This is a genomic window from Asanoa sp. NPDC050611 (assembly GCF_040654855.1).
Taxonomy (GTDB): domain Bacteria; phylum Actinomycetota; class Actinomycetes; order Mycobacteriales; family Micromonosporaceae; genus Asanoa.
Genome location: NZ_JBFAIU010000210.1, coordinates 1 through 13,102, shown reverse-complemented (window position 1 = coordinate 13,102; position 13,102 = coordinate 1). Strand labels below are relative to the sequence as shown.

The following is a 13,102-nucleotide window of genomic DNA, read 5'->3' as shown; positions in this document are numbered from 1 at the left end:
GACACCCTAGACCCGTTGAGCCCGGAGGACGAGGCGCTGCTCGCCGACGCAGTCGGGCTCGCCCTGCTGGTCGTGCTCGACACGCTGAACCCGGCGGAGCGGCTGGCCTTCGTGCTGCACGACATGTTCGCCGTCGCGTTCGACGAGATCGCGCTGATCGTCGACCGCTCGCCGGCGGCGACCCGCCAGCTCGCCAGCCGGGCCCGCCGCCGGGTGCAGGACGCGACGCCGGCGCCGGACGTCGACCTGACCCGGCAGCGCGCGGTGGTCGACGCCTTCTTCGCCGCGTCGCGCGCCGGCGACTTCGACGCGCTCGTCGCGGTGCTCGACCCGGACGTCGTGCTGCGCGCCGACGGCGGCACCGCGCGGTCCGCGTTCTCGACGATCATCCGTGGCGGCGTCGCGGTCGCCGGCCAGGCTCAGCTCGCCAGGCAGCTCGCGGCGTTCGTCAAGCCGGCGCTGATCAACGGCACGCCGGGCGCGGTCGTCGCGCCGCGCGGCGAGGTGGTCGCGATCATGTCGTTCATCGTCCGCGGGGGCCGGATCGCCGAGATGCACGTCCTCGGCGACCCGCACCGCCTGCGCGGGCTCGACCTCGCCGCCTGGCTCGACTAGAAAGTTCCTCGTGGAGCTGATCGCGTCCGGACGGGACTGTGACGTGTACGCGCTGGGCGCCGACCGGGTGCTGCGGCGCTCCCGGTTCGGCCGCGACGCGACGCCCGAGGCCGACCTGATGACGCACCTCGCGGCCGCCGGCTACCCGGTGCCGCTCGTCTTCGACGCCGACGGCCCCGACCTCGTGATGGAGCGCCTGGCGGGGCAGACCCTGCTCGCGGCCGCGACCGCCGGCACGGCCGACTCCGCCGGGACCGCGAAGGTCCTCGCCGACCTGCACGAGCGCCTGCACGCGTTGCCGCCCAGGCTCGGCAAGGAGCCCGGGGACCGGATCATCCACCTCGACCTGCACCCCGACAACGTGATGCTCACCGACCGCGGCCCGGTGCTGTTCGACTGGGCGAACGCGACCGAGGGCCCACCGGACCGCGACGTGGCGATGACCCTGCTGATCATGGCCCAGGTGACGTTCTGGACCACGGAACCGCAGCTGGCGGCCATCGCCACGGCCGGTTTCGCGGCGCTCTGCGCGGCGCTGCCGACCCCGTCGGCGGCCGAGCTGGCCTGGGTGGTGGCCCAGCGCCGCGCGAACCCGACGATGAGCCCGACCGAGTTGGCCCAGCTGGACCGGGCCGCGGCCCTGGTGCCGTCGGCCTGACCCCTCAGCGTGCGCCGCGGTCGGAGCGGACCACGCCAGATACGTTGACTAGCGCCAGCCGTAGTCGTTGCGCAGCTTGGCCGCGATGCGGTCGAAGCGGCCCCGGTCCAGGACCGACCCCTCGCGCCGGATGCCGCGCTCGTCCACGGTCAGCACCCGGTCGAGCCGCACCCAGCTCGGGCGCGAGTCACGGTCCCAGGAGCCGGCGCCGAGGGCGAGCCAGCCGTGCTGCCCGTCGCGCCGGTCGTTGCTGGTCAGCATCAGGCCGAGCATCGTGCGGCCGCGCCGCCCGACGACGACGACCGGCCGGTCCTTGCCCTGGCGGGGGTCCTCCTCGTAGGGCACCCAGGTCCAGACGACCTCACCCGGGTCGGCGCGCCCGTCCAGCTGGGGCGAGTACTCGAGCATGCGATCCGACCGCCGCCGCAGGGGAGCCGGCATCCGCCGCTGCTGCCGGACGGAACCGGTGGGCACCACCCGCGTCGGAGCGGGGCGCCCGAGCATGCGGGCCGCGACGTCGCGCCAAGGTTTCACGTTCGGAGACTTTAGACCGCCGAGAGCAGGACGTCGCGCAGCGCTGCGGCGGCGTGGGTCAGGGCGACGCCGCGGCGTTGGGCGATCGCGATCGTCCGGCGCAGGCCCGGCGGTGCGAGCGGCACCGCGCGCAGGCCCGGCCGGTTGGCCAGCACCATCTCCGGCACGACGGCCAGGCCCAGCCCGGCCTCGACGAACTCCAGGACCGCGTCCAGCTCACCGCCCTCGACCGCGAACGTCGGCTCGAAGCCCGCCCGCCGGCAGGCCGCGAGCGCGTCGTCGCGCAGGGTGTAGCCCGGCCGGAACATCACCAGCGGCCGGTCGCGCAGGTCCTCGACGCGCATCGGGTCGGGCAGCGGCGTGCCGGCCGCCGCGGCCACGACCAGGGCCTCCTCGAGGATCGGCGCGGCCTCCAGCGCCGGGTCGATGCCGGTGGGCGGCAGCACCACGAGGGCCAGGTCGAGCTCGCCGTGCGAGAGCGCGGAGACCAGCTCCTGCGAGCCGCCCTCGGCCACCCGCAGCTCGATCTCGGGGTGGTCGGCGTGGAACCGGCGCAGCACCCGCGGCGCGAGCGACGTGCAGAGGCTCGGCGTCGCGCCGAGCCGGACCCGCCCGCGGGTGAGCCCGACCAGGTTGCGGACCTCGCGGTGGGCGGTCTCGGCGTCGGCGAGGATCCGCTGCGCCAGCGGCAGCAGCGTCTCGCCGGCCGGCGTCAGCTCCACCTCGGACGGCAGCCGGGTGAACAGTGGGGCGCCGAGCTCGGCCTCGAGGCTGTGAATCTGCTTACTGAGTGAGGGCTGGGCCACACCGACCGCAACGGCCGCCTGGGTGAAATGTCGTAGTTCTGCGACCGCCACGAACGATCGCAGCTGTTCCAGCCGCATTCCGATAGCTTAGCGCTATCGACACCCCTATCGCCATGCATTGGACGCATCATCCGAGGTCGCCCTAGCGTCAAATCCATGGTGGTTTCGGGTACGCGCGAACGCGCGGCCGCGGCGACGCCCTCCACAGGAGCGCCGGGGCGGAAGGCGGTCTACCGCTCGACGGTAGGCGCCAAGGGAGTCATGGCCGTCAGCGGCCTGCTGCTCCTGCTCTTCCTCGTCGCGCACATGGCCGGCAACCTCAAGATCTTCTTCGGCGCCGAATCCTTCGACCACTACGCGCACTGGCTGCGCGACATCGGCGCACCCGTCCTGCCGCACACCTGGTACCTGTGGATCCAGCGGTTCGTGCTGACCGCCGCGGTGGTCGGCCACGCCTGGGCCGCGACCGTCCTCGCGCTGCGGGCCAAGCGGGCCCGCCCCGTCCGCTACGCGCACCGGCCCAAGGTCCAGGGCAGCTACGCGGCCCGCACCATGCGCTGGGGCGGCGTGATCATCCTGCTCTTCATCGTCTGGCACCTGCTGGACCTGACCGTCGGGACGGTCAACCCCGTCGGCAACCCGGCGACCCCGTACGCGAACGTCGTCGCCGACTTCGCGCCCAGCCGGTGGCCGGTGACCCTGTTCTACGCGCTGGCCATCGTCGCGATCGGCTTCCACGTGCGGCACGGGCTGTTCAGCGCGCTGCGCACGCTCGGCCAGCGCACCGCCAAGGGCGAACGGCGAGCCCGCCTGGCGGCCCTCGGCTTCGCGATCCTCCTCTGCGCCGGCTTCCTCGTCGTGCCGTTCGCAGTGCTCGTCGGATTGGTGGGATGACCCGCAATGACAACTTCACCGGGTGAGTACGTCCTCGGCGAACCGATCGCCGACACGCGCGCGCCGGACGGCCCGCTCGCGGAGCGCTGGACCAAGCGGCGCTCCACCGGGCGCCTGGTCAACCCGGCCAACCGGCGCCGGCTCGACGTGATCGTGGTCGGCAGCGGCCTGGCCGGCGGCTCGGCGGCCGCGACGCTCGGCGAGCTGGGCTACCGGGTGCGCTGCTACTGCTACCAGGACAGCCCGCGGCGGGCGCACTCGATCGCCGCGCAGGGCGGCATCAACGCGGCCAAGAACTACCGCAACGACGGCGACTCCGTCGAGCGGCTGTTCCACGACACCATCAAGGGCGGCGACTTCCGCTCCCGCGAGTCCAACGTCTACCGGCTGGCCGAGGTCTCCGTCGAGATCATCGACCAGTGCGTGGCGCAGGGCGTGCCGTTCGCCCGGGAGTACGGCGGCCTGCTCGACACCCGCTCGTTCGGCGGTGCCCAGGTGTCCCGCACGTTCTACGCCCGCGGCCAGACGGGCCAGCAGCTCCTGCTGGGCGCGTACCAGGCGCTGGAGCGTCAGGTGAACGCCGGCACCGTCACCATGCACACGCGGCACGAGATGCTCGACCTGATCGTGGTCGACGGCCGCGCCCGCGGCATCGTGGTGCGCGACCTGGAGACCGGCGCCGTCACCGTCGACCTGGCCGACGCGGTGGTGCTGGCCAGCGGCGGCTACGGCAACGTGTTCCACCTGTCGACCAACGCCAAGGGCTGCAACGTCACCGCGAGCTGGCGGGCGCACCGGCGCGGCGCGCTGTTCGCCAACCCGGCGTTCACCCAGATCCACCCGACCTGCATCCCGGTCTCCGGCGACCACCAGTCGAAGCTGACGCTGATGAGCGAGTCGCTGCGCAACGACGGCCGGGTGTGGGTGCCGTCTTCGGCGGGTGACACGCGGGCGCCGGCGGACATCCCCGAGGACGAGCGGGACTACTTCCTGGAGCGGCGCTACCCGGCGTACGGGAACCTCGTGCCGCGCGACATCGCGTCCCGGGCGACGAAGGCGGTCTGCGACGACGGGCGGGGCGTCGGGCCGGGTGGGCGCGGGGTCTATCTGGACTTCGCCGACGCCCTTTCGCGTCTGGGTCGCGCCACCGTGGAGGCCCGCTACGGCAACCTCTTCGAGATGTACGAGCGGATCACCGGCGACGACCCGTACCAGACGCCGATGCGCATCTATCCCGCCGTGCACTACACGATGGGCGGCCTGTGGGTCGACTACGACCTGCGGTCGACGATCCCGGGCCTGTTCGTCATCGGTGAGGCCAACTTCTCCGACCACGGCGCCAACCGGCTCGGCGCGTCCGCGCTGATGCAGGGCCTGGCCGACGGCTACTTCGTGCTGCCGAACACGATCGGCGCGTACCTCGCCGACGGCCCCTTCCCGAAGCTCACCCCGAAGCACCCGGACGTGGTCGAGGCCCGCACCGCGGTCACCGACCAGGTGCAGCGGCTCCTCACGACCGACGGCGACCGCTCGGTGGACTCGTTCCACCGCGAGCTGGGCCGGATCATGTGGGAGTACTGCGGCATGGAGCGCACCGACGAGGGCCTGCGCAAGGCGATCGAGCTGATCCGCTCGCTGCGCGAGGAGTTCTGGGCCCGGGTCAAGGTGCCGGGGACCGGCGCGGAGCTCAACCAGTCGCTGGAGCGGGCCGGCCGGGTCGCGGACTTCTTCGAGCTGGCCGAGCTGATGTGCGTGGACGCCCTGCACCGCACGGAGTCCTGCGGCGGCCACTTCCGGGCCGAGTCGCAGACCCCGGACGGCGAGGCGCTCCGCGACGACGAGCACTTCTCCTACGTGGCCGCGTGGGAGTTCGCCTCTCCCCCGGTGCTGCACAAGGAAGACCTCGTCTTCGAGTACGAGACACCCAGCCAGCGGAGCTACTCGTGAAACTGACCCTGCGCATCTGGCGCCAGAAGGACCGCGACGCCCGCGGCAAGATGGTCGCGTACGACGTCGACGGTCTGTCCGCGGACATGTCGTTCCTCGAGGTGCTCGACGTGCTCAACGAGCAGCTGACGACGGCCGGCGAGGAGCCGGTGGCCTTCGACCACGACTGCCGCGAGGGCATCTGCGGCGCCTGCGGCATGGTCATCAACGGCGTCGCGCACGGCCCGCAGAAGCTGACCACGGCCTGCCAGCTCCACATGCGGCACTTCAACGACGGCGACACGATCGACGTCGAGCCGTGGCGGGCGCGGGCCTTCCCGGTGGTCAAGGACCTCGTCGTCGACCGGCGCGCGTTCGACAAGATCATCCAGGCGGGCGGCTACATCTCGGCGCCGACCGGCAGCGCGCCGGACGCGCACGCGACCCCGGTGCCGAAGGTCGACGCGGACGCCGCGTTCGAGGCGGCCGCCTGCATCGGCTGCGGCGCCTGCGTGGCGGCCTGCCCCAACGGCTCGGCGATGCTGTTCACGGCCGCGAAGGTCGCGCACCTCGGCCTCCTGCCGCAGGGCCAGCCGGAGCGCCCGGGCCGGGCGCAGTCGATGCTGGCCGCGCACGACGAGGCGGGCTTCGGCGGCTGCACGAACACCGGCGAGTGCACGGCGGTCTGCCCGAAGGGCATCCCGCTGACGGTGATCGGCTCGCTGAACCACGACGTCCTAGGCGCCGCCGTCCGCGGCCGCTAGGAGCCGGGCCTTGGTGGCGTCGTCCGCGAACGACGCCGTCACCGAGGCGCGGGCCAGCTCTTTCAGCTCGGCCTCGGTCCAGTCGAACGCCGCGTACTCGTCCCGCAGGGTGGTGTGCACCATCTCCGGGATGTCGGTGTTGACGGTGACCGTCAGGCCGGCGGCGCGCAGCTGGGGCAGCGGATGCTCCGCGAGCGACGGCACGAAGCCCAGCGCCACGTTGGAGGTCGGGCAGACCTCGAGCGGAATCCCGCGCTCGCGCACCTCGGCGGTCAGGTCCGGGTCGTCGAGTACGCGGATGCCGTGACCGAGCCGCTCGGTGAGCCCGACGTCGAGCGCCTCGCGGATGCTGGCGGCCCCGGCGGCCTCACCGGCGTGGTGCACGACGTGCAGCCCGGCCTCCCGGGCCTCGGCGAACACGGCGGCGAACGGCGCGGCCGGATGGTCCTCGTCGCCGGCCAGCCCGACCGCCACGACGCCGTCGTGCTTGCGGGCCAGCTCGAGCGTGCGCCAGGCCCGCTCGACGGACCGCCGGCGTGAGGTGTCGAGGATGACCTGCCACCCGAGCCCGTAGCGCTCGCCACCCTCGGCCAGCCCGTCGAGCACCGCCGCGAGCGGCATACCGAGGTCACCGAGCCGCTCACCGTGCGCGGCCGCGGTGAACGACACCTCGACGTAGGCGACCCCTTGCGCCACCTGGTCCTGACAGAACTCGACAGCCACGCGGTGGAAATCCTCGGGGCGGCGGAGGCATTCGCGTACGAGCTGGTTCTGGTCGAAGAAGTCGGCGAAGGACGTGAACCGATGCCCGCCCAGGTGCGCGGGAAACGCGATCCCGTTGCGCGCGGCGATCTCGCCCAGCGTCGACCACCGCACCGCACTCTCGAGATGAACGTGCAGGTGCGCGACGCGCGGCAACTCGAGCATGGCCTCGACCCTAGCGGTGCATGCGGAATGCTGTCACTGCCATTAAAATGCAGGCATGACCGTCGCTATCACGATCCGCAACGTTCCCGACGAGATCCGTGACGAGCTCGCCGCGCGGGCGGCGCGGGCCGGCCGGTCGCTACAGGAGTACCTACTCCGTGAGCTTGTCGACCTCGCCGCCCGCCCGACGGCCGAAGACGTGATCGCGCGAGCCCGCGCCCGCGCTGCCCGCACGGGCACCCGGCTCGACCCGGCGACGATCATCGCGGCCAGAGACGAGGACCGGCGATGACCGGTCCCGTGGTGATCGACGCTTCGGCGGCTGTCGCCCTGCTCGCCGACGGTGGGCATGCGGGCGACTGGGTCGCTGCCACCGTGGCCGGCGCACGGCTCGCCGCACCCGAGCTGATGCCGTTCGAGGCCGCCAACATCCTGCGCCGGCACCTCTTGGCCGGGCTGCTGGACGCGACGGCGGCGGGCCTCGCGCATGCCGACCTGGTCGACCTGCCGGTCGACCTCTATCCCTACCGCGGCCTCGACGAGCGGGTGTGGGACCTGCACGGCAACCTGACGGTGTACGACGCCGGCTACGTCGCGCTGGCCGAGCTGCTGTCGGCGCCGCTGGTGACGCTCGACGGCCGGATCGGGCGCGCCGCCGGTCCTAAGTGTCCGATCGTCACCTACCCGTCAGCGACCGCGACTGCGTAGGCGGTTGGCCAACTGCTGGAGGCGGCGCTGGTTCTCGGGCTTCTGAAGCTGGGTCCGGCCCTGCTGCACGAGCCGTTGCCCACGGGGGCTGCGCAGGAAGTCGCGAATACGGTCTGCGATCGTCGCCATGACTCATTGTCCCCGACATGTGCCTCCACCGCACGTCTCCGGGCCGGATGTAAACCCGTTGCGGGGTGGCGGCCGACCCCGGACCATCGGGCGGTGATGATCGACGTCGAGCTCGTCCGGAAGCTGGTCGCCGAGCAGTTCCCGCGGTGGGCCGACCTGCCCGTGCGGCCCGTGGCCGTCGGCGGCAACGACAACCGGACCTTCCACCTCGGCGATGCGATGAGCGTGCGGCTGCCCAGCGCCGAGGGCTACGTGGCCAGCGTCGAGAAGGAGCAGCGCTGGCTGCCCGTGCTCGCGCCGCACCTGCCCGTGCCGATCCCGGCTCCCGTGGCGCAGGGCCGGCCCGGCGCCGGCTATCCGTGGCCCTGGTCGATCAACCGCTGGCTCGGCGGCGAGACCGCCAGCCACGCCACCGTCACCGACCTGAGCGCGTTCGCGGTGGAGCTGGCCGGTTTTCTCCGCGCGCTGCAGGGTGTCGACACCGGCGGCGAGCCGGCGGCCGGGCGGCACAGCTTCTGGCGCGGCGCCTCCCTCACGCACTACGACGACGAGACCCGCAAGGCCATCGCGGCCCTGGACGGGCGCATCGACGGCGGCGCCGCGACGCGCGAATGGGACAGGGCGCTCGCCGCCGAGTGGCACGGCCCGCCCGTCTGGTTCCACGGCGACATCGCCAGCGGCAACATCCTGGTCCGCGACGGGCGGCTGGCCGCGATCATCGACTTCGGCACTTCCGGCGTCGGCGACCCGGCCTGCGACCTGGTGATCTCCTGGACGTTCCTCGACGCGCCGGCCCGCGACGCGTTCCGGCGGGCGCTCGGCGTCGACGACGCGGCCTGGCAGCGCGGGCGCGGCTGGGCGCTCTGGAAGGCGCTGATCGTGCTGGCCGCCGACGGCAGCAACACCGAGATGGAACGGCAGATCCGGCTGATCCTAGGCTGACCGCTGCGGTGCCGTCTCGGCCTGCACCTGGGACGCCGCGTGGCCGAAGGCCAGCAGGGCCACCAGCAGGTCGTGCTGGGCCCGGTGCGGCATCCGGTCGAGGACCGCCTGCACCGCCTGGGCCCGCCGTTCGCGCAGCTCGCGCAGCACCGCCGCGCCGGCCGCGGTGAGCACCAGGCGGACCTCGCGCCGGTCGCGCTCGTCCGCCGCCCGGCGCAGCAGGCCCACCGCCTCCAGCCGGTCGCACAGGCGGCTGGCCGACGAGGGCACCACGTCGAGCAGTTCGGCGAGCCGGTTCACGTTGGTGTCCGGGCGCACGTTGATGATCGACAAGACCCGGACCTGGGTCGGCGAGACGGGTGACTCCTGGCGGGTTCGGGCCGCCTCGAGGACGCTGACCAGCGCCTCCGAGGCGGCCTCTATGGAACTGGCCAGGTTCGCCGCGCCGTCCATTCCGTCGCCTCTCGCCCGAGTCGACGTAACCGTCGTTCCGCCGACGAATGGCTGACTTACCCCGGTGCCGCTCCCACCATGCGCTCGCGCCCAATCTGATCCACAGTGCCCGCTTCTGTGCGGTCCAGGCAGACCATCACGGCGTCGTCCTCGAGCTCGATGTCGCCGTGGAAGTCGCGCAGCGCCCGCATAACGGTCTCGATCGTTTGCGCTGGTGGGGTGAGTCGGGCCGAACGGAGCGCGGCCGCCAGCGCCGCCTCGCCGTACGACTGGCCACCGCCCGGCGCCGCGTCGTGCACCCCGTCGCTGACCACGAACAGCCGGTCACCGACGGCCAGGTCGAACGACTGCGTCCCGTACCGCGTCTCCTCGAACATGCCCAACGGCAGCTGCTGGTCGAGCACGACCGGCGCCACCGTGCGGCCGCGCACCCGCCACGCCTTGGGCGATCCCGTGTCGATGACCTTCACCAGGCCGCTGCCGCTGTCGAACTCCAGCAGCAGCGCGTCGACCGGCCGGGCGCCGCGATGGGCGGCGAACACCGTGTCCGACGCGAGCTCGGCCTGCTCGACCAGCGTCCCGCCGGAGCGGCGGGCGTTGCGCATCGCGTTGACCGCGAGCGCCGTCAACGCCGACGCGGCGAGCCCGGTGCCGTTGCCGTTGAGCACGGTCACGGTCAGCCGGCCCTCGTTGACCGCCCAGTCGAAGTTGTCACCCGAGGTCCGGTACGCGGGCTCGAGCTGACCCGCGAGCACGAACCCGTGATCGTTCACGCACCGGCCGGGCAGCAGGTCCCACTGCATCTCCGCGGCCATCGACAGGCGCTGCCGGCGGCGGGTGAGCCGGTAACGGTCCGTGTCCCGGTCGGCGGCGCGCAGCGCGACCGCGAGGTCCTCGGCGATCGCCTGGCAGTGCCGCACCGTGACGTCGTCGGGCGTCCGCGGGAAATCGGCGACCAGGATGCCGAGCCGCTCACCCCACACCGACAGCGGCACGTAGAGCCGCACCCCCGGTGTCTCCGGCACGTCCTCGACCAGGGGCTCCTGCCGCGCGTAGCAGCGCGCGGCGATCGTCTGCTCGGCGAGCAGGCCGGCAGTCGGGTCGCCCGGACGCAGCACGGGCCAGAGTCCGGTGATCCGGTAGTCGGCCAGCAGCACGTCGGCCCGCAGGCCGCCCAGCTCGGAGCGGACGTGGTGGTCGACGACCTCGACGAGTGCGTCCGGGGCTACGGCGCGCAGTCGCTCGGCCAGCATGGCGTACCTCCCTCGGTGTGGCTTCTACCCACTGGCCACGGGAAACGAACCGGTCCGGCAGAATGCCGGACGTGACCGACCAGATCCAGGCACCAGCTCCGTCCGTCTCCGCACGCATCGCCGACGAGCTGGGTGTACGCGAGTCGCAGGTCAGCTCGGCCGTCGATCTGCTCGACGGCGGCGCGACGGTGCCCTTCGTGGCCCGTTACCGCAAGGAGGCAACGGGCGGGCTCGACGACACCCAGCTGCGCACGCTCGAGGAGCGGCTGCGCTACCTGCGCGAGCTCGACGAGCGGCGCGCCGCGATCCTCGAGTCGATCCGGTCGCAGGGCAAGCTGGACGCCGACCTCGAGGCGCAGATCCTGGCCGCCGACTCCAAGGCTCGGCTGGAGGACATCTACCTGCCGTTCAAGCCCAAGCGGCGGACCAAGGCGCAGATCGCCCGCGAGGCCGGCCTGGAGCCGCTGGCCGACCTGCTGTTCGGCGACCCCGGTCGCGACCCGCAGGCGGAGGCGGCCGCGTTCGTCGACGCCGAGAAGGGTGTCGCCGACGCGGCGGCCGCGCTGGACGGCGCCCGGTCGATCCTGGTCGAGCGGTTCGCCGAGGACGCCGACCTGATCGGCGGGCTGCGCGAGCAGGTCTGGGAGCGCGGCCGGATGCGCGCCAAGGTCAAGGACGGCAAGGAAGAGGCGGGCGCGAAGTTCAGCGACTACTTCGACTTCGCCGAGCCGCTGACCTCGCTGCCGTCGCACCGGATCCTCGCGCTGTTCCGCGGCGAGAAGGAGGAGGTGCTCGACCTCATCCTGGAGCCCGACGCCGACGAGGCCGACGCGGTCGCTGCCGGGACCCTGACGACCGGACCGGTGTTGTACGAGCAGCGGATCGCGGCCCACTTCGGCATCGCCGACGCCGGGCGGCCGGGTGACCGGTGGCTGCTCGACACGGTGCGCTGGGCCTGGCGCACGCGGATCGTCGTGCACCTGGACATGTCCCTGCGGATGCGGCTGTTCCAGGCCGCCGAGGACGAGGCGGTACGCGTGTTCGCCGCCAACCTGCGCGACCTGCTGCTCGCCGCGCCCGCCGGCACCCGCGCCACGATGGGGCTCGACCCCGGCTTCCGTACCGGCGTGAAGGTGGCCGTCGTCGACGCGACCGGCAAGGTGCTGGCGACGGACACCATCTATCCGCACGTGCCGGCCAACAAGTGGGACGCGGCGCTGGCGACGCTGGCCCGGCTGGCGACCGAGCACAAGGTGGACCTGGTCGCGATCGGCAACGGCACGGCGTCGCGCGAGACCGACAAGCTCGCCGGCGAGCTGATCGCCAAGCACCCGGAGCTCAACCTGACCAAGGTGATGGTGTCCGAGGCGGGTGCGTCGGTCTACTCCGCTTCCGCGTACGCCGCCTCGGAACTGCCCGGCATGGACGTCTCGCTGCGCGGGGCGGTGTCGATCGCCCGCCGGCTGCAGGACCCGCTGGCCGAGCTGGTGAAGATCGACCCCAAGTCGATCGGGGTCGGGCAGTACCAGCACGACATCTCCGAGGCCAAGCTCTCCCGCTCGCTCGACGCGGTGGTCGAGGACTGCGTGAACGGCGTCGGCGTCGACGTCAACCTGGCGTCCGCTCCCCTGCTGTCCCGGGTGTCGGGCATCGGCGAGTCGCTGGCCGCGAACATCGTGGCGCACCGCGAGCAGAACGGGCCGTTCCGCAACCGGTCGGCGCTCAAGGAGGTGCCGCGACTCGGGCCGAAGGCGTTCGAGCAGTGCGCGGGCTTTCTGCGGATCGCCGGTGGGGACGACCCGCTGGACGCGTCGTCGGTGCACCCGGAGGCGTACCCGGTGGTCCGCCGGATCCTCGCGTCGGTCGGCGCCGAGCTGCCGGCGCTGATCGGCAACGGCACGATGCTGCGGGGCCTGAAGCCCGGTGACTTCGCCGACGCCGTGTTCGGCGTCCCGACCGTGACGGACATCCTGCGCGAGCTGGAGAAGCCGGGCCGCGACCCCCGCCCGGCGTTCAAGACCGCGACGTTCGCCGACGGCGTCGAGAAGATCGGCGACCTGCAGCAAGGCATGGTCCTGGAGGGCGTGGTGACGAACGTCGCGGCGTTCGGCGCGTTCGTCGACGTGGGCGTGCACCAGGACGGGCTCGTGCACGTCTCCGCGATGTCGAAGACGTTCGTGAAGGACCCGCGTGAGGTCGTCAAGCCCGGCGACGTGGTACGCGTGAAGGTGCTCGACGTCGACGTCCCGCGCAAGCGGATCTCGCTGACGCTGCGGCTGGACGAGGAGAGCGGGCCCGGAGCTCCGCGCGGCGGTGGCCGCGAGGGTGGTGGCCGGCAGCCCGGGCAGCAGCGCCAGGGCGGCGGTGGCCGTCCCGAGGGCCGCGGCGACCGCCAGGGCGGCAGCGGTGGCGGTGGCGGTCGGCAGGGCGGCAGCGGCGGCGGTGGCGGTCGTCAGGGCGGCAGCGGTGGCGGTGGCGGTAGGGAGGGAGGTG

14 protein-coding genes are annotated in these 13,102 nt (G+C 72.8%); 9 read left to right on the top strand and 5 right to left on the bottom strand.

Going from position 1 to position 13,102, the window contains the following annotated elements; translation table 11 throughout:
* Both AB0H87_RS27305 and AB0H87_RS27300 read left to right on the top strand, forming a co-directional pair.
* Positions 1-615 (top strand): sigma factor-like helix-turn-helix DNA-binding protein (locus AB0H87_RS27305; RefSeq protein WP_360151448.1); only part of this gene is annotated, 615 nt, incomplete at its 5' end.
* 10 nt (positions 616-625) lie between these two features.
* Positions 626-1,273 (top strand): aminoglycoside phosphotransferase family protein, encoded by a 648-nt coding sequence (locus AB0H87_RS27300; protein ID WP_360151445.1) that lies wholly within the window; start codon positions 626-628, stop codon positions 1,271-1,273.
* Between the two features lie 48 nt (positions 1,274-1,321).
* On the opposite strand, the gene AB0H87_RS27295 is transcribed toward AB0H87_RS27300, so the two are convergent.
* Together AB0H87_RS27295 and AB0H87_RS27290 are read right to left on the bottom strand one after the other, a co-directional pair.
* Entirely contained in the window at positions 1,322-1,777 is a 456-nt protein-coding gene (locus tag AB0H87_RS27295; RefSeq protein WP_360151457.1) for a type II toxin-antitoxin system PemK/MazF family toxin, read from the bottom strand.
* Positions 1,778-1,818: 41 nt separating this feature from the next.
* A complete protein-coding gene (locus tag AB0H87_RS27290) occupies positions 1,819-2,697 on the bottom strand; it encodes a LysR substrate-binding domain-containing protein (RefSeq protein ID WP_360151454.1) in 879 nt (292 codons plus the stop codon).
* 72 nt (positions 2,698-2,769) lie between these two features.
* Between AB0H87_RS27290 and AB0H87_RS27285 the strand changes: the two genes are divergently transcribed.
* From AB0H87_RS27285 to AB0H87_RS27275, 3 genes are read left to right on the top strand one after another with little or no spacing between them, the layout of a single operon-like run.
* Positions 2,770-3,507 (top strand): succinate dehydrogenase cytochrome b subunit, encoded by a 738-nt coding sequence (locus tag AB0H87_RS27285; RefSeq protein WP_360151442.1) that lies wholly within the window; start codon positions 2,770-2,772, stop codon positions 3,505-3,507.
* Between the two features lie 6 nt (positions 3,508-3,513).
* Positions 3,514-5,454 (top strand): fumarate reductase/succinate dehydrogenase flavoprotein subunit, encoded by a 1,941-nt coding sequence (locus AB0H87_RS27280; protein ID WP_360151439.1) that lies wholly within the window; start codon positions 3,514-3,516, stop codon positions 5,452-5,454.
* Entirely contained in the window at positions 5,451-6,197 is a 747-nt protein-coding gene (locus AB0H87_RS27275) for a succinate dehydrogenase/fumarate reductase iron-sulfur subunit (RefSeq protein ID WP_360151436.1), read from the top strand. Before AB0H87_RS27280 ends, AB0H87_RS27275 begins: the two co-directional genes overlap by 4 nt.
* On the opposite strand, the gene add is transcribed toward AB0H87_RS27275, so the two are convergent.
* Positions 6,171-7,124, bottom strand: a complete 954-nt coding sequence (gene add, locus AB0H87_RS27270; RefSeq protein WP_360151433.1) for an adenosine deaminase — start codon at positions 7,122-7,124, stop codon at positions 6,171-6,173. The two genes, AB0H87_RS27275 and add, sit on opposite strands and share 27 nt — an antisense overlap.
* Before the next feature lie 55 nt (positions 7,125-7,179).
* Here add and AB0H87_RS27265 point away from each other — a divergent pair, with 55 nt between their 5' ends.
* The 3 genes from AB0H87_RS27265 (at position 7,180) to AB0H87_RS27255 (ending at position 8,903) form a co-directional block, all read left to right on the top strand.
* Positions 7,180-7,416, top strand: a complete 237-nt coding sequence (locus AB0H87_RS27265; protein ID WP_360151430.1) for a hypothetical protein — start codon at positions 7,180-7,182, stop codon at positions 7,414-7,416.
* Positions 7,413-7,832, top strand: coding sequence for a type II toxin-antitoxin system VapC family toxin (locus tag AB0H87_RS27260; protein ID WP_360151427.1), 420 nt, complete (start codon positions 7,413-7,415; stop codon positions 7,830-7,832). The genes AB0H87_RS27265 and AB0H87_RS27260 overlap by 4 nt, the downstream gene beginning before the upstream one ends.
* A 225-nt stretch (positions 7,833-8,057) precedes the next feature.
* The gene (locus AB0H87_RS27255) at positions 8,058-8,903 is read left to right on the top strand and encodes an aminoglycoside phosphotransferase family protein (protein ID WP_360151451.1); all 846 of its coding nucleotides are present in this window, start codon (positions 8,058-8,060) and stop codon (positions 8,901-8,903) included.
* Here AB0H87_RS27255 and AB0H87_RS27250 read toward each other — a convergent pair.
* Positions 8,895-9,356 (bottom strand): MarR family transcriptional regulator, encoded by a 462-nt coding sequence (locus AB0H87_RS27250; RefSeq protein WP_360151424.1) that lies wholly within the window; start codon positions 9,354-9,356, stop codon positions 8,895-8,897. The genes AB0H87_RS27255 and AB0H87_RS27250 overlap by 9 nt on opposite strands.
* Before the next feature lie 56 nt (positions 9,357-9,412).
* Positions 9,413-10,609 (bottom strand): PP2C family protein-serine/threonine phosphatase, encoded by a 1,197-nt coding sequence (locus AB0H87_RS27245; RefSeq protein ID WP_360151421.1) that lies wholly within the window; start codon positions 10,607-10,609, stop codon positions 9,413-9,415.
* 71 nt (positions 10,610-10,680) lie between these two features.
* Between AB0H87_RS27245 and AB0H87_RS27240 the strand changes: the two genes are divergently transcribed.
* On the top strand, positions 10,681-13,102 hold a 2,422-nt coding region (locus AB0H87_RS27240; protein WP_360151418.1), incomplete at its 3' end, for a Tex family protein.

What these genes read in the sequence shown, in the direction of transcription:
- AB0H87_RS27245 (WP_360151421.1), bottom strand. Translation starts at nt 10,609, where the DNA reads ATGCTGGCCGAGCGACTGCGCGCCGTAGCCCCGGACGCACTCGTCGAG.
- AB0H87_RS27250 (WP_360151424.1), bottom strand. Translation starts at nt 9,356, where the DNA reads ATGGACGGCGCGGCGAACCTGGCCAGTTCCATAGAGGCCGCCTCGGAG.
- AB0H87_RS27295 (WP_360151457.1), bottom strand. Translation starts at nt 1,777, where the DNA reads ATGCTCGGGCGCCCCGCTCCGACGCGGGTGGTGCCCACCGGTTCCGTC.
- AB0H87_RS27265 (WP_360151430.1), top strand. Translation starts at nt 7,180, where the DNA reads ATGACCGTCGCTATCACGATCCGCAACGTTCCCGACGAGATCCGTGAC.
- AB0H87_RS27280 (WP_360151439.1), top strand. Translation starts at nt 3,514, where the DNA reads ATGACAACTTCACCGGGTGAGTACGTCCTCGGCGAACCGATCGCCGAC.
- AB0H87_RS27285 (WP_360151442.1), top strand. Translation starts at nt 2,770, where the DNA reads ATGGTGGTTTCGGGTACGCGCGAACGCGCGGCCGCGGCGACGCCCTCC.
- add (WP_360151433.1), bottom strand. Translation starts at nt 7,124, where the DNA reads ATGCTCGAGTTGCCGCGCGTCGCGCACCTGCACGTTCATCTCGAGAGT.
- AB0H87_RS27255 (WP_360151451.1), top strand. Translation starts at nt 8,058, where the DNA reads ATGATCGACGTCGAGCTCGTCCGGAAGCTGGTCGCCGAGCAGTTCCCG.
- AB0H87_RS27260 (WP_360151427.1), top strand. Translation starts at nt 7,413, where the DNA reads ATGACCGGTCCCGTGGTGATCGACGCTTCGGCGGCTGTCGCCCTGCTC.